This window comes from Streptomyces cylindrosporus, assembly GCF_022698165.1.
GTDB lineage: Bacteria > Actinomycetota > Actinomycetes > Streptomycetales > Streptomycetaceae > Streptomyces > Streptomyces cylindrosporus.
The window spans coordinates 288,734-302,884 of record NZ_JALDAY010000006.1; the positions used below are offsets into that span (position 1 = coordinate 288,734).

18 protein-coding genes are annotated in these 14,151 nt (G+C 70.3%); 5 read left to right on the forward strand and 13 right to left on the reverse strand.

Features of this window, described 5'->3' with window-relative positions:
* Positions 1-128: 128 nt before the first annotated feature.
* Entirely contained in the window at positions 129-656 is a 528-nt protein-coding gene (locus tag MQP27_RS21135) for a hypothetical protein (protein ID WP_372511264.1), read from the reverse strand.
* Position 657: 1 nt separating this feature from the next.
* The gene (locus tag MQP27_RS21140) at positions 658-1,161 is read right to left on the reverse strand and encodes an ATP-binding protein (protein WP_242766848.1); all 504 of its coding nucleotides are present in this window, start codon (positions 1,159-1,161) and stop codon (positions 658-660) included.
* Positions 1,162-1,355: 194 nt separating this feature from the next.
* Between MQP27_RS21140 and MQP27_RS21145 the strand changes: the two genes are divergently transcribed.
* Both MQP27_RS21145 and MQP27_RS21150 read left to right on the forward strand, forming a co-directional pair.
* The gene (locus tag MQP27_RS21145) at positions 1,356-1,586 is read left to right on the forward strand and encodes a DUF397 domain-containing protein (protein ID WP_242766849.1); all 231 of its coding nucleotides are present in this window, start codon (positions 1,356-1,358) and stop codon (positions 1,584-1,586) included.
* A gap of 153 nt (positions 1,587-1,739) precedes the next feature.
* Complete coding sequence (locus MQP27_RS21150; RefSeq protein ID WP_242766850.1) at positions 1,740-2,660, forward strand: helix-turn-helix domain-containing protein; 921 nt, start codon at positions 1,740-1,742, stop codon at positions 2,658-2,660.
* An 18-nt stretch (positions 2,661-2,678) separates the two neighbouring features.
* Here MQP27_RS21150 and MQP27_RS21155 read toward each other — a convergent pair whose 3' ends face one another.
* Positions 2,679-3,497, reverse strand: a complete 819-nt coding sequence (locus MQP27_RS21155) for an SAM-dependent methyltransferase (protein WP_242767148.1) — start codon at positions 3,495-3,497, stop codon at positions 2,679-2,681.
* Positions 3,498-3,720: 223 nt separating this feature from the next.
* On the opposite strand from MQP27_RS21155, the gene MQP27_RS21160 reads away from it, so the two are divergent.
* The 3 genes from MQP27_RS21160 to MQP27_RS21170 all read left to right on the forward strand — a co-directional run bounded on the left by MQP27_RS21160 (position 3,721) and on the right by MQP27_RS21170 (position 5,839).
* On the forward strand, positions 3,721-4,122 hold the full coding sequence (locus MQP27_RS21160) for a peptidoglycan-binding domain-containing protein (protein ID WP_242766851.1): 402 nt from the start codon (positions 3,721-3,723) through the stop codon (positions 4,120-4,122).
* Between the two features lie 130 nt (positions 4,123-4,252).
* Entirely contained in the window at positions 4,253-5,053 is an 801-nt protein-coding gene (locus MQP27_RS21165; protein ID WP_242767149.1) for an SDR family NAD(P)-dependent oxidoreductase, read from the forward strand.
* Positions 5,054-5,089: 36 nt separating this feature from the next.
* Positions 5,090-5,839, forward strand: a complete 750-nt coding sequence (locus MQP27_RS21170; RefSeq protein ID WP_242766852.1) for an SDR family NAD(P)-dependent oxidoreductase — start codon at positions 5,090-5,092, stop codon at positions 5,837-5,839.
* Positions 5,840-5,899: 60 nt separating this feature from the next.
* Here MQP27_RS21170 and MQP27_RS21175 read toward each other — a convergent pair whose 3' ends face one another.
* The 10 genes from MQP27_RS21175 to MQP27_RS21220 form a co-directional block, all read right to left on the reverse strand.
* Positions 5,900-6,952: an MBL fold metallo-hydrolase gene (locus MQP27_RS21175; protein ID WP_242766853.1), complete on the reverse strand. Its 1,053-nt coding sequence runs from the start codon at positions 6,950-6,952 to the stop codon at positions 5,900-5,902.
* A complete protein-coding gene (locus tag MQP27_RS21180; RefSeq protein ID WP_242766854.1) occupies positions 6,949-8,505 on the reverse strand; it encodes a class I adenylate-forming enzyme family protein in 1,557 nt (518 codons plus the stop codon). Before MQP27_RS21180 ends, MQP27_RS21175 begins: the two co-directional genes overlap by 4 nt.
* A gap of 48 nt (positions 8,506-8,553) precedes the next feature.
* Positions 8,554-8,874 carry an EthD family reductase gene (locus tag MQP27_RS21185; RefSeq protein ID WP_242766855.1) on the reverse strand — a complete coding sequence of 107 codons (321 nt, stop codon included), beginning with the start codon at positions 8,872-8,874 and terminating at the stop codon, positions 8,554-8,556.
* 10 nt (positions 8,875-8,884) lie between these two features.
* Positions 8,885-9,265, reverse strand: a complete 381-nt coding sequence (locus MQP27_RS21190; RefSeq protein ID WP_242766856.1) for a nuclear transport factor 2 family protein — start codon at positions 9,263-9,265, stop codon at positions 8,885-8,887.
* Positions 9,262-9,612 carry a nuclear transport factor 2 family protein gene (locus MQP27_RS21195; protein ID WP_242766857.1) on the reverse strand — a complete coding sequence of 117 codons (351 nt, stop codon included), beginning with the start codon at positions 9,610-9,612 and terminating at the stop codon, positions 9,262-9,264. Before MQP27_RS21195 ends, MQP27_RS21190 begins: the two co-directional genes overlap by 4 nt.
* Before the next feature lie 97 nt (positions 9,613-9,709).
* A complete protein-coding gene (locus MQP27_RS21200; protein ID WP_242766858.1) occupies positions 9,710-10,336 on the reverse strand; it encodes a TetR/AcrR family transcriptional regulator in 627 nt (208 codons plus the stop codon).
* Positions 10,337-10,437: 101 nt separating this feature from the next.
* The gene (locus MQP27_RS21205) at positions 10,438-11,376 is read right to left on the reverse strand and encodes an enoyl-CoA hydratase/isomerase family protein (RefSeq protein ID WP_242766859.1); all 939 of its coding nucleotides are present in this window, start codon (positions 11,374-11,376) and stop codon (positions 10,438-10,440) included.
* Positions 11,373-12,161 (reverse strand): SDR family NAD(P)-dependent oxidoreductase, encoded by a 789-nt coding sequence (locus tag MQP27_RS21210; RefSeq protein ID WP_242766860.1) that lies wholly within the window; start codon positions 12,159-12,161, stop codon positions 11,373-11,375. Before MQP27_RS21210 ends, MQP27_RS21205 begins: the two co-directional genes overlap by 4 nt.
* Positions 12,158-12,934, reverse strand: a complete 777-nt coding sequence (locus tag MQP27_RS21215; RefSeq protein ID WP_242766861.1) for an SDR family oxidoreductase — start codon at positions 12,932-12,934, stop codon at positions 12,158-12,160. Before MQP27_RS21215 ends, MQP27_RS21210 begins: the two co-directional genes overlap by 4 nt.
* Positions 12,931-14,145 carry an acyl-CoA dehydrogenase family protein gene (locus MQP27_RS21220; RefSeq protein ID WP_242766862.1) on the reverse strand — a complete coding sequence of 405 codons (1,215 nt, stop codon included), beginning with the start codon at positions 14,143-14,145 and terminating at the stop codon, positions 12,931-12,933. The genes MQP27_RS21215 and MQP27_RS21220 overlap by 4 nt, the downstream gene beginning before the upstream one ends.
* Positions 14,146-14,151 lie beyond the last annotated feature (6 nt).

A 14,151-nucleotide genomic window follows, 5' to 3' on the forward strand; every position in this document is an offset into this window, starting at 1 on the left:
TGTCTCCGCGACCCCGGGCCGCCTTGGCGCGCAGGATGTCGGCCCACAAGCAGTCCTTGACGTTGATCCACAGGGGGCGCGAGATGCCTGCTCGATCACTCCCGCGAAGCCGTCCCCCCGCCTGGTCCTCACTCGGCAAGCGTCGCGGCGAGTTCCTTCGTGGCGTGGACCACGTCGGCATCGCGCTCGGTCAGCAGACGTGCGATCGCGCCGCGCTCGGCGCGTACGGCGCGGCGGGCCGCGTTTTCCCACTCGATGTGGGCGCCGTGATGGCGGTGGAGTTTCGGGTAGACGGCGGCGGTCGTCGCCCACTGCCGGGCTCCGGCGATGTCCCGCAGGAGCCGCAGGATCTCGGCCCGGCAGGTGATCTGGGGACGCTGTGCGAGATCCCAGAGGAAGGGGACGGTGACGGCTGTCGCCTGGCCCACGACGAAGCGGTACTGGCAGATCCTGTGTTGTAGGCGGTCCAGCGCGTCGCGTGCGGCGGGCGCGTCGCCCGAGGCGACGGCGGCGAGGAGGAAGGGGATGGCGGCGGCCGATCCGGAGACGTCCTCGATGTCGCGCCAGGAGACGAGGCCGACGTCGTGGAGTGCTGCCGGGATCTTTCTGTCCGTCGCGGGAAGATCATCGCCGGCAGGTCCCGGTCGTGGTGTCACGTCAGCCGCGCTCCGTGGGCAGCATGGCCCAGACGGTCTTGCCGGTGGAAGCGGTGCGCGTCCAGCCCCAGTGCTGGGCGAGGGCCTCGACCAGGAAGAGGCCCCGGCCGTGCTCCTGGAGCGGGTCGGCGGTGTGCGGGCCGGTCGGCACGCTGGGGCTCTGGTCGGTGACGGCACAAACTAGGTGGGCGGGCCGCCGGGTGAGGCGCAGCCGGACCTCGGAGGCGGTTTCGCCGTCCGCTTCGGGCCGTACCGCATGCAGCAGGGCATTGGCGGTCAGCTCGGAGACGATAGTCAGGGCGTCGTCCAGGCAGTGGTCCAACTCCCAGCCGGTGAGGACGCGTTCGGTGAATGCACGAGCCTGTCCGCAGCCAGAGCGCTCGCTGGGCAGACGCAGTTGGGCCGTCCTCGACGGGACACGTCCCGCGACACCAGGAGCTGCGGCCCGGCCCGGCTGGAGAACAGCGGGGTCGAACCAGGGTGCTGGGTGCGCGGGCAGCGACACGGCTTCTCCTGAGGTGACGTCAGGGTGGGCGTCGGCATGAAGGTTGGCGTCTTGGTTATTATCCACGCTGAGAGCGAACTCGTGCAATTTCACGAGAAATTGCATGCAGTTCCGGCCAGCCGGTGTCACGCGGGACAGGTCGCCCGGGAAGCGGGGGACTCACCGAGTGGTACGACATGCGCGAGGAGACAGTGGTGTCAACGGTTCCGAACGGGGTGCGAGCGAGTTCACTGGACGTCCGCTGGGTCAAGAGCCGGCACAGCAACGCCGAGGGCAACTGTGTCGAGGTGGCCGCCCTGGCGGAGGGAGGTGTGGCGATACGCAACTCCCGTGATCCGCACGGGCCCGCGTTGATCTACACGCCGGATGAAGTGGCCGCTTTTCTCGCCGGCGCCAGGGAGGGCGAGTTCGACCATCTGCTGTGAAAGATGCGGCGACTACTGTGAAGGATGCGGCAACGCAGCGACCACTGTGGCCGCGGGGACCAACTCCCGTGCCCCGCACGGGCCGACGCCTGCGACAGGAGGCAGGTTGGTGCGATAATGCGGTCTGTCGTCCCCAGCCCACAGGGAGTCAGGATGCCCTCCGAGTCACCCCGAATCTCCCGCCTCGAACCGTATCTGAACCGCACCGAGCCCGCGCCGACTTTGCTCAAGATGCTGGTCGGAGCGCAGTTGGTGGGCATCCGCGAAGACGCCGGTCTCGCCCAGGAACAAGCCGCCCGGGCCGTCGGTTTCAGCCCGGCGAAGCTGTCCCGCATCGAGGCCGGAAAGGGACGCAGGCCGCCCACCGAAGGCGACGTCCGGGCGCTTCTGGAGCTGTACCGGGCGGACGAACACGAATCGTCGGTGCTGCTGCAACTGCTGCGGCGCGCCGGGGAGCCCGGCTGGTGGCAGCGCTTCGACAAGCGGCTGATGCCGGAGTGGTTCGACCGGCTGGTCGGCTTGCAGGAGGCGGCCGACGCCATCCGTACCTTCGAGATCCAGTACGTTCCCGGGTTGCTGCAGACTCCGGCCTACACCCGCGCGGTCGTGCAGCGCGGGCTGCCCTCGGCCCCGGACCGCGAGGTGCAGCGGCGCGTCGAACTGCGCATGAAGCGGGCGGAGTTGCTCCAACGGGCGGACGCGCCGCAGCTGTGGGCCATCGTCGACGAGTCCGTGCTGTTGCGTGTCCTGGGCAGCCGTGAGGTCATGCGCGAGCAGCTCGAGCACCTGGCCGCGATGGCTCAACTGCCGCATGTGACCGTCCAGATCGTCCCGCTGGAGGTGACCGACGCCTCCGCGCCGGCCATCCCCGTCACCTACCTCCGCTTCGGCGGCCTCGACCTGCCCGACATCGTCTACCTGGAGCACATCAGGAGCGCCACGTTCCTGGAGGACCGCGACGAGACGGAGCAGTACCGGGTCTCCCTGGACCAACTGGCCGACGACGCCCTCGATCCCCGCGAGTCGCTGGCGCTGCTCCGCGCCACCGCACAGGAGCGCTACGGCGCCGTGTGAGCCCTCGCCCGCTTCCGGTCAGCTGATGCGGGCCACGCCGCCGAACTCGATCCACTCCTGGGTGGCCTGACGGGGCGCCACCTCGTTGTCGGGCCGCCAGGTGGACACCTCCACCAGGCCCGGTTCGAGGATCTCCATTCCCTCGAACCACTCCGCGACGTCCTTCTCCTGCCGCACCCGGCCCCAGTGTCCCTGCGTTGCCTGATCCATGAAGCCGGTCACGAAGTCCCGGACCTCGGGGTCCTCGCTGACCAGCTGACACATCACCAGGCAGCTGCCGGGCACGAGCCGTTCGGTAACGCGGCGCACCACCGCAAGGGGTCCGTCGGTCTCGCTGTCCGGAATGCAGTGGAACACCGAGTTGAACAGCACCGCCACCGGCTGCGAGAAGTCGATCAGCCGCTTGGTGTCCGGGTGGGAGAAGATCTCCTCCGTCTCGCGGAGGTCGGCCTGGATGACCGCGGTGCGATCGTTCTGGTCGAGCAGCGCCCGGCCGTGCACCAGGACCATCGGGTCGTTGTCGACGTACACCACGCGCGACGCCGGGTCGATCCGCTGCGCCACCTGGTGGACGTTGTCCTGCGTCGGCAGCCCGGATCCGTGGTCGAGGAACTGCCGCATGCCGTAGTCCTCGGCCAGCCTTCCGACCACGCGCTGCAGGAAGCGCCGGTTGTTCAGGGCCAGCGCGCGCGTGCTGGGCACGACCTTGTCCAGTTCCTCGCACGCGGCGCGGTCCACGGCGTAGTTGTCCTTGCCGCCCAGATAGTGGTCGTACATGCGCGCGGCCGTCGGCACGGTGGCATCGATCTTGGTGGACAACCGCTTCCCGGACTCCATCGTCTCCCCCAGTCCCACGTCGCGCCGAGCTGTCACGCGCGCCAGGCAACACATCCTAGAGACAAGACACTTGCCCCAGCCACCTCCTTGCGCCGGCGCCTGCGAGCTTGCTCCGGTCGGCGACCAGGACGGCGGCGCGTAGTAGTCTCCTGCGGCCGCTTCACAACTCCCTTACAGAGCAGGGCAGTTGGATCGTGCAGCCAGTCCGACAGAGGAGACTTCCATGATCCGCGCTCGACTCATCGCCGCTTCCTGCGCGGCGATCGCACTGGCCGCCGCATCACTCATCGTCGCGGCTCCCGCCGAAGCCTCCACCACGGTCTGCCAGCTCAAGTACTACGACAATCCGCTCATCCCGGGGAACGAGCAGTTCTTGGTACCCAACTACGACCTCTCGTACGGCAGCAGGGACGCCTGCGTCCCGTCATGGCAGCGCCAGATCAACCACCGGTACGGTGACGTACTCACCGTTGACGGCATCTTCGGCCAGAACACCCGAGCCTGGACCAGGCTCATCCAGAGCACCAGCGAGTACTCCTGGTGCGCGGGAGGCGTCGACGGCATAGCGGGCCCCAAGACGATCAGCTGCTTCGAGTACGAGAACGGCTACACCAGCTGGGGGTGAGCACGGGCGGCGAGTCCGCCGCAGCCGTCTGTCCCGAACCTTGTCAGCCACCCATCTCGAACCTAGACTCAATTGAAATGAAGCTAGTTCAGTTCAGGTTACATGGCGAGCGCTCGGGAGCAGATTCATGGTGGGTTCCTTGGACGGTAAGACCGTGCTCGTCACCGGGGCGGGGCAAGGCATCGGACAGTCGATCGCCGTGGAGATGGCCCGCCAGGGCGCGTCCGCGGTGGCCGTCGCCGACCTCAACGAGAAGACCGCCCATGAGACCGCGGAACTCGTGCGCGCCGCCGGGGCACATGCCGAGACGATCGTCTGCGATCTGCGCGACGGCCACAGCATCGATGAGATGGTCACCCGAACCGCGCGACGCTTCGACGGGCTCGACGTCCTCGTCAACAACGCGGGCGTGATCGAGACCGCATTCACCACCGAACCCGACCGGCGCGTGGACTCGCTGTCCGAGGAGGTCTGGGACGCTGTCTACCAGATCAACCTCAAGGCCGTCTGGCTGACCACCAAAGCCGCCGCACCCCATCTGCGCCGCTCCACACGCGGGCCCGCCATCGTCAACGCGGCCTCCGTCTCCGGCCTCACCGGCTTCCCCGACGCGCCTGCCTACGGCGTCACCAAGGCCGGCGTCATCCACCTGACCAAGGTCACCGCCGTCGACCTGGCGCCGGTGCGCTGCAACTGCTTCTGCCCCGGCGTCATCGAAACACCGCTCACCCGCGACCACCTGGCCGCCGCCGAGGACCCCGCCGCCCTCGAACACGAGCTGACCGCACCCCAGTTGGTACCGCGACTCGGCCGACCGGACGAGGTGGCCAGGCTGGCGTGCTTCCTGGCCTCTGACGACGCCGCGTTCATCACGGGAGCGTCGTACGTGATCGACGGCGGCGCCCTTGCCTGGCTCGGCGTACGGGACTGAGGGCCGGGCACGACGTACCGAGAGGTGAGGGAAGCGATGCGATCGAGACTGGCCGGGAAGACCGCGCTGGTGACCGGCGCCACGGGTGGAATCGGTGACGCCGTCGTACGAAGGCTCGCGGCCGAGGGCGCGACGGTCGTGGTGACCGACCTCGACGCCGGCCGCTGCGAGAAGCTCGCCGAGGAGGTCGGGGGTGGCGCACTGGGCCTGGCCCTCGACGTGTCCCACGAGTCGGCGTGGCAGGAGGTCGTCGCCGCGGCGACCGACGCGCTGGGCGAGCTGTCCGTGCTGGTCAACAACGCGGGCATCGCTTCGATGCGCACCGTGGAGAGCGAAACCCAGGAGTCCTGGGACCAGGTCCTCGCCGTGACGCAGACCGGTGTCTGGCTCGGCATGAAGCACGCCGGCCCGTCTATCGAGCGCGCCGGCGGCGGCTCGATCGTCAACGTGGCGTCGATCTTCGGCACGGTGGGCGGCTTCGGCGCCCAGTTCTCGTATCACGCGGCGAAGGGCGCCGTACGTCTGATGACGAAGAACGCTGCGCTGCACTGGGCCAAGCGCGGTGTGCGGGTGAACTCACTTCACCCCGGATTCATCGAGACGCCCCGCTCACGCGAACTGTGGCGCGACACGCCCCGGTTGACCGCGATGGTCGAGGGGACGCCGCTCGGACGGCTCGGTACGCCGGAGGAAGTGGCAGCCGCCGTGGCCTTCCTCGCCTCCGACGACGCGAGCTTCATGACCGGCTCCGAGCTTTACGTCGACGGAGGATGGACGGCGCGCTGAGCCGTGCCCGGCCCCTCGCCGCCTCAAGCTGCCGTCGCCGCGTACAGTCCGCCAGTCACCTCAAGCAGCCGTAGCCGCGTACGAGTCGACTCCGTCGGCCTCAATGCGACAGGCCCGGCCGCGGGCGACCAGCACGTCCAGGTGCGCCGCTGTCTCGTTGACGGCGAGCATCCGGTCGAAGACGCCCAGCTCCGCGAAGGACACCCTGCGCCGGGTCCAGCCCAGCTCGCCCGCCACCTCGTACGCAGTGCGGGTACGGCCGCCGAGCGCCGCCAGCGTCTCGGCGAGACGGTCGTCGTGGTGGGCCAGCAGCTCGCCGACCCGGGCGTGCACGCTGTTGCCGACCGGGCCGTGGGCGGGCAGCAGCCGGGCGTCGGCGAGGGTCGTCATCAGGTGCAGGGAGTCGAGGTAGTCGCCCAACGGCAGTGCGGGAGCGCCGAGTTCGAAGCCGATGGACGGAGTGATGTGGGGCAGGACGTGGTCGCCGGAGAACAGCAGGCCGCGCGCCTGATCGAGGTAGACGACATGGCCCTGGGTGTGGCCAGGGGTGGGGACCACCGTCAATCGCCTGTCCCCGAAACGGAGTTCCTCCGCGCCCAGCCAGCGGTCCGGCGCCTCCCAGACGGTGACGTCGAAGGCGTCGTCGTACATCGACGCGACCCGGTCGGCGAGGTCGTGCGCGCCGGCCCGGTGCAGTGTGGAGAGCGAGCTGACCGGTTCGTCCGTGCACAGCTCCCCCAGCAGCTCCAGGCCGCGCCGTTCGCCGGCGCCGAGGTAGACCTGTGAGCCCAGCAGCCTGCGCAGTTCGACGGCCTGGGTGTAGTGGTCACGGTGGATGTGCGTGACGAGGACATGACTGATCTCGCCGAGGTCGTGGCCGAGTTGGGCCAGCGCGTCCTCAAGTGCCTTGCGTGACTCGGGGATCGACCAGCCGCCGTCGATCAGGACCAGTCCATCCGTGAGCCCTTCGAGGGCGTAGATGTTGACGGCCCGTAGCCCGTCCTCTGGCAGCGGGAGCGGAATGCGGTGGACACCGGGGTGTACGGTCTCGGGTCCGGCCTGCGCCCAACGGCCTCGGTCGAAGCGGGAGGTTCGGGTCGTGGGGGTGGTCATGCATCTCCTTGGCGGTGCTGTTCGGGGTGTGCGGCGAGTCGCGCGTGCAGGTCGTGGGCGAGCCTGCGGGCTCCCGACCGGTCGAGCTTTCCGACGGTCGTCTGCGGCAACTCGGCGACGATGAAGGCGAATTCGGGCCACTTGGCCTTGGACATGCCGGTGCGGGCGAGGTGGGCGGTGATCTCTTCGAGGCTGAGCTCCGGGCTGCCGTCCTCGATCACGACGAGCACGGCGGCGCGTTCGCCGAGGAGCGGGTCGGGTACGGGGGTCACGCAGACGCGGGCCACCGCGGGATGGGATGCGACGGCGCGTTCGATCTCGGTGATGTCGAGGTTGCGACCGCCGCGGATGATGACGTCCTTCTCCCGGCCCATGACGGTGACCGTGCCGTCCTCGCCGGTCACCAGCAGGTCTCCGGTCGGGAAGAAGCCGTCGGGTGTGAGCGCCGGCGGCTCGACCTTGCCGTCACGGGCGTATCCGAGGAAGAGGGACGGGCCACGCACCTGGGCCTGCCCGGTCACGCCGGGGGCCAGGACGCTGCCGTCGGCGGCGACTGCCCTCAACTCCGTGCCGGGGAACGGCCTCCCGTCACGGCCGAGGCGGATCTCCTCCGGGTCGTCCGGGCTGGGCGATGTGTGCCCAAGACACTCGGACATGCCGAAGACGCGGAGGATCCTCGTACCCAGGGAGCGTTCGGCGCGGGCCAGGGCGCCCCGGTCCATGGGTCCGCCGCCCACGGTGATCGAGCGGACCCCGTCGAGGACCTTCGAGCCGGCCGCCGCCGAGCCCATCTGGAGGGCCATCGTCGGCACGCACATGGTCCACCGCACGTCGTTCGCGGCCATGCGGGCCAGCGCCTCCTCGCGGTCCCAACGGCCGGACAGGACCAGCGGCCCGCCCAGCATGAGCGCGAGGCAGACGCCGAAGCAGTAGGCGGCGGTGGAGGAGAGCGGGACGACGGCGGCCACCGCGTCCCCCGCGTGCAGGCCGTTGACGTCGATCGTGCAGGAGCACGCGTATCGCAGGGCGCTCTCGGACTGTACGACGCCCTTGGGCCGGCCGGTGGAGCCGGAGGTGAGGCCGATGACGCTGCCGCCGGACCAGCGGGAGGCATCGCGGGGACCGCGTCCGGCGAGCACCGTCCAGCCGTCGAGGGCCTCGGCCGACCGCGTGTCCGGGAGGGCCTGGTGGGCCCCCCACTCCTCGATCGCGGACGGCTCGGCGATCAGGACGTCCGGCCGGATGTCCTCGACGGCGGCGGCGAACTCGGCCCGCGTGGTGTGCCGGTTGACCAGCGCCAGGACCCCGCCCGTCCGGCCGACGGCGAGAGTCGCCGCGACCGTGCGCCACGAGTTGTCGGCCTGGAGGAGGACGGTGCCGCTCTGCGTGCCCTCAAGGGAATCACGAGGCGTGCCGTCCGGGCTCATCGCGTCCGCCAACTCGGTTGCCCGCCGCAGCAGTTCGCGCGCACCGTGGCGTCCGTGATCGTCGACGACCGCCGTGAAGTCGCCGCGTTCGGAACGCTCGTAGAACTCCCGCACTGTCTGTCGCATCCACTTCCTCGCCTCGTCGCGAAGGGCCCATGTCGGGAAGGGGCGGACTCAGCCGCCGTACATCTCCATCTCGCCGCCCATGACGGCGATCCGCCGTCCGCGCATGTCGCCTACCTGGGCGACGGCCGCCGCCCACTCGGAGCTCTGCAGGGCCTTGCGCAGGTCCTCGGCGGTGTCGAAGCTCAGGACGGACACGCCGTCCCAGCCCTCTGAGCGCGGTTCGAGGGCCGCGTCGATGTCGGTGTGGCGCCAGGACCTCAGCCCGGGCAGGTGCCGGGTGAGCTCGGCGTGCTCGCCGCGCCACCAGGCGATGAACCGTTCGTGCGTCCACTCGGGCGGCCGAGCGGCCAGCAGGACGAGGTTGTACATCGTGCCCTCCTCACGCGAACAGGACCGCGGGCGATCGTCCGATCAGCAGCCGCCGCACCCGGCCCTGGTCGTCGAGCCGGGCCGAGGCCACGAAGGTCGCCTCCGGTACGCCGGACCGGCGGACCTCGCCTAGGTACAGCTCGTCACGGCCGACGGTGGACGCGGTCAGCAGGTGGTGGGTGCGGGTGCCGACCTCACGCTGGGCGAGGTAGCCCTCCATCGCGGCCCGCCCGCCGTGGAAGTCGGTGCCGACCTCGCCGCCGGTGGAGAACAGGATCGAGAAGGAGAAGTCGTCGCTGATCAGGTCGAGGATGCGGTCGGCGTCGTCGCTGTCCAGGATCCCGAACCAGGTAGTCAGGAACGGGGCGGCCGACGTGGCCGGGGCGCTCACGGCCGGTCCACGAGGTCGAAGTCGGGCGTGAAGAACGACTGATAGCTCGCCATCAGCCCGCCGGGCGACACCTGCACGGCGGACAGGAACGCGCCGGTCGTCACTCCCCCGTCGACGACGAAGCCGTACGCCGTCTCGACGTCGCCGTCGACCGCGTACCGCACGATCTCGTGCCTGCGGTCCACCGCGTTGCGCCCGGCGATGTAGCCGGCGAAGTCCGCGCGGGAGGCGCCGGCGCGTTGACCGCCGGGCAGGGAGATCAGGAACCGGAAGCCCGGTTCGAGGAGTTCGAGGGCCTTTTCCGGGTCCTGGCCGTCCATGCGGGCCATGTATTCGCGAAGCACCATTGCTTGTCGCTCTCCCTCAGCACCTAAGCAACCTGAGTTCAGTTCAATTTCACGGTACGGCAGCGGCCCCGCCGCCGACAAGAGGCGGGGCCTGGGTCTACTCGGCGACCATCCGCACCACGCACCCTTCGATCATCTCGCTGATCTCGGAAAGCGGGATCGCACCGGTGGGGCGGTACCACCGCCAGACGCTGACGATCATGCCGAGGACGGCGAGACCGAGGGTGTGCGCGTCACGGACCGGGAAGGCGCCCTTCGACATGCCGCGCATCAGCAGGGTCGTCCAGTCCCGCTCGACCATCTGCACCAGCTGGCGGGCCGCGACCCGCTCGGTCTCCTCGCGCTTGGACTTGCGCGGAGTGGCGAGCAGGGACATGTTGGCCTGCAGGATGCGCATCTGGCGGATCTCCTGCTCGGTCACCGCGAACGCGGTGCGGACGGCCGCGCGCAGTTCCTCGACCGGGTCCGTCTCCTCGCTCGTGGCCTCGACGAACTGGTCGTGGGAGCGCTGCAGTTCCAGGCGCATGATGGTGAGCAGGCAGTGGGCCTTGGACTCGAAGTAGTGGTACAGGGCCGTCTGCCCGATGCCGACCCGGTCCGCGACCTCCGACCACTTGGTGTTCTCGTAGCCGTCCTCCCCGAACCGCTCCACGGCGGCCACGAGGATCGCGCCGCGCTTCGACCTGGGCCCCTCCTCCGGATCCACGATCCGCGCCCTCGCCATCGTCTCTCCCTCTCCTCCGTGGACGGTACCGATCACCGTTCGGTCGTCCGAGAGTAGACCCAAGTTCAAGTCGGGTACGAATCGAGCACCGGGCGGGTCCATCAGGCACCGTCCCGAGGGGTGGGGCCGGGCCGCATCGGGCGCGGCGGCGCGGAGCCCGGTGGTCCGGGGCGTGGCGGTTCGAGGTGCGGCGACTCGGGCGATGCCGACCCAGGCGGTCCGGTCTTGAGCGGTACGCTCGCGCGCCGCGTGAAATCGGGCCGACGCCCGGCCAGAAACGCCGCCACACCTTCCCGCCCCTCCCCCGACACCGCCGCGGCGCCCAGCTCACGCGCCTCCGCGTCGAGGTGTTCGTCGAGGCCCGTGGCGAGCGCCCGCCGGACCAGCCTCCGTGTCGCCCCGTACGCCGCCGTGGCGCCGCGGGCCAGCGCCCCCGCCGTCTGCACTGCCTCCGCCAGCAGCCGCTCCGGCTCGACGACCCGGCTCACCAGACCCATCTGCAGAGCCTCGGCAGCCGTAACGGGGCGATTGGTCAGTAGCAGGTCCGCGGCCCGTTGGGGCCCGACCAGCCGGGGCAGCGACCAGCTGACCCCGGCGTCCGGCGTGTACCCGATCGCGGTGTACGCGGCCGTGAAGCCGGCGTCGGGCGCTGCGATACCGACGTCCGCCGCGGCCACGAGCCCCACCCCGGCCCCGGCGACGGCCCCCTGCACGGCGACCACCAGCGGAGCGTCCAGCCCGGCGAGGATCCGCAGCGCGCCGTGAAGTGCGTCGGTGACCTCCGCGAGGTGTCCCGTCAGGCGCTCCTCGGGCAGCGCGGCGAACTCCTTCAGGTCACCGCCGACGCAGAAGGACCGCCCCCGCCCGGTGAGCAGTACCGCCCGCGCCCCCGCCTTCTCGCACTCCCGCGCGGCCTCCAGCAGTGCCCGGGCCATCGCCAGGTCGATCGCGTTGCCCGACCCCCGGCACATCTCGACCCGCGCCAGCCCGTCGCCGTCGACCTCGACACAGACCCTCATCGCAACGTCGTCGGCCTTCATCGCGCCGTCCACCCGCCGTCCACGGTGAGGACGTGTCCGGTGCAGTACGAGGACGCGTCCGACGCCAGATAGAGCAGGGCACCGTCCAGTTCTCCCGGCTCGCCCCCACGCCCCACCATGGCTCCCCGCTCGACCCACCGCCGGGACCGCTCGTCGGCGAACAGTTCCTCGGTCATCTCCGAGCGGAACCAGCCGGGCGCCAGCGCATTGACCCGTACTCCCGACCCGCCCCACTGTCCCGCCAGCTCACGGGTGAGCCCGATGAGCCCGGCCTTGGAGGCGGCGTAGGCCGCGCCGCCCATGGGGGCACCGGAGACCAGGCCCAGCACGGACGAGACGTTCACGACCGATCGCGTGCGACGGTTGTCGTGCTCCGGCGCTTCGGCGAGGAGCCGTGCCAGGTGGAAGGGCGCCACAAGGTTCACGGCCAGGACCTTCGCGAAGTCCTCGGCGCTCTCCTCCTCGGCACGTACGGCACCGGGCGCGCCCGCGTTGTTGACGAGGACGTCGAGGCGGCCGCTCTCGTCGCGCGCCGTCTCCATCAGCCGCACCCGGTCGGTCTCCCGCGAGACGTCGCAGACCACCGGATGGATACGCGGATCCTCGTCGGCGAGCTCCTTCAACCGCTCCAGTCGGCGGGCCGCGGCGAAGACGGTGGCGCCGGCCGAGGCGAGGACAGCGGCGAACCGGGCCCCGAGCCCGGACGACGCCCCGGTGACCACGGCGGTCCGCCCACGCAGCGAGAACAACTCCGCCGCCGCAGCCGGGGCCGGAGCGGGGGTCACTCGTCCACCCCGATCGGCAGCACGGTCGCCCCGCCGTCCAGTACCAGCGTCTGCCCGGTCATCCAGGACGAGGACTCGGACGCCAGGAAGAGGGCCGCGTGAGCCACGTCCTCCACGGTTCCCAGCCTGCGCAGCGGCAGCTTCCCCGTCAGGATCGGCTCTCTCGGCTCCCAGACGGCCCGCGCCAGTTCGGTCTTGATCAGCCCGGGCGCGATCGCGTTCACCCGCGCCTTCGGCCCGAGTTCGTAGGCGAGTTGCCGCGTCATGTGCAGCATGGCCGCCTTGGTGGCGTTGTACCAGCCGATGTGAGGGTCGACGATCAGTCCGCCGACGGAGGCGATGTTGACGACCGCACCGCCGTGCTCCCGCATCCACGCCCGCCACGCGCACCGGGTCCAGGCGACCATGCCGTACTGGTTGACCCGTACCGTCTTCTCCGCGCGCGGCAGGTCGAGGTCGAGGAGATCGCCCATGTAGGGGTTGGTTGCAGCGTTGTTGACCAGGACATCGACGCGGCCGAAGCGGGTCACGGTCTCCTCGACACAGCGTTCGGCGTCCTCCGGTTCGCCGGCGTTGGCGACGACCTCGTGGACCTCACCGTCGCCTTTGATCCTCAGCAGTTCCTCCCGCGCCGAGGCCAGGCCGTCCGGTTTCCGGGCTGCGATCACCACATGCGCGCCCGCCTCCCGGTAGGCCCGCGCGATGCCGAGTCCGATGCCCCGCGAGCCGCCGGTGATCAGGGCGACCTGTCCCTCCAGTTCCTGCCCGTTCACGCCGACTCCTCGGGATACTTGGCCAGTTCACGCCGGGCGACCGTCCGCAGATGCACCTCGTCCGGGCCGTCGGCGATCCTCAGCGCCCGCGTGATCGCGTACAGCCGGGCCAGTACGGTGTCGTCGCTGACCCCGGCCGCGCCGTGCGCCTGGACGGCCCGGTCGACCACCCGGTGCGCGACCTCCAGCGCCGCCACCTTGATCGCGGCGACCTCGGTGCGGGCGGCCGCGTTGCCCGATGTGTCCATCAGCCAGGCCGACTTGAGGACCAACAGCCGCAGCTGCTCGATCTCGATGCGGCTGCGGGCGATCCACTCGCGCACGACACCCCGTTCGGCGAGGGGGCCACCGAAGGCGGTGCGGGTCAGGGTGCGGCGGCACATCAACTCCAGTGCGCGCTCGGCGAATCCCACGGCACGCATGGCGTAGTGCATGCGGCCCGGCCCCAACCGCCCCTGCGCCAGGGCGAATCCCTCCCCCTCGCCGCCCAGCAGCGCCGACGCAGGCACTCGTACGCCCTCGAAGAGCACGTCACCGTGGCCACAGCGGTCGGTGTAGCCGAACATCGGCAGGTCGCGCAGCACGGTGATGCCGGGGGTGTCCCGGGGGATGAGCAGCATGCTCTGCTGCCGGTACGTCGGTGCGTCCGGGTCGGTGACGCCCATGAGGATGATCAGCCGGCAGTCGGGGTCGAGGATCCCGGACGTGTACCACTTGTGGCCGTTGACGACGTACTCGTCGCCGTCGCGGGTGATCCGGGTACGGATGTTGCGGGCGTCGGAGCTGGCAACCTCGGGTTCGGTCATGGCGAAGCAGGACCGGATCTCGGCGTCCAGCAGCGGCCGCAGCCAGCGGTCCTGCTGCTCGGGTGTGCCGAAGAGCGCGAGCAGTTCCATGTTGCCGGTGTCGGGGGCGGAGCAGTTGAACACCTCGGGGCCGATGATCGACCGTCCGGCCAGCTCGGCGAGCGGCGCGTATTCGAGGTTGGTGAGGCCGGCGCCCCGGTCGCCGTGCGCGAGGAAGAGGTTCCACAGGCCCTCGGCGCGCGCCTTCTCCTTCAACTCGTACATCACCGGCGGCAGTTGATGCGGATCGTCCGCCTCGGCGAGCTGGCGGTCGTAGACGGGCTCGGCGGGCAGGACGTACTCGTGCATGAACGCGGCCATGCGCGAGCGGAGTTCGTCGGCCCTCGGCGAGAGTCCGAAATCCATGACGGT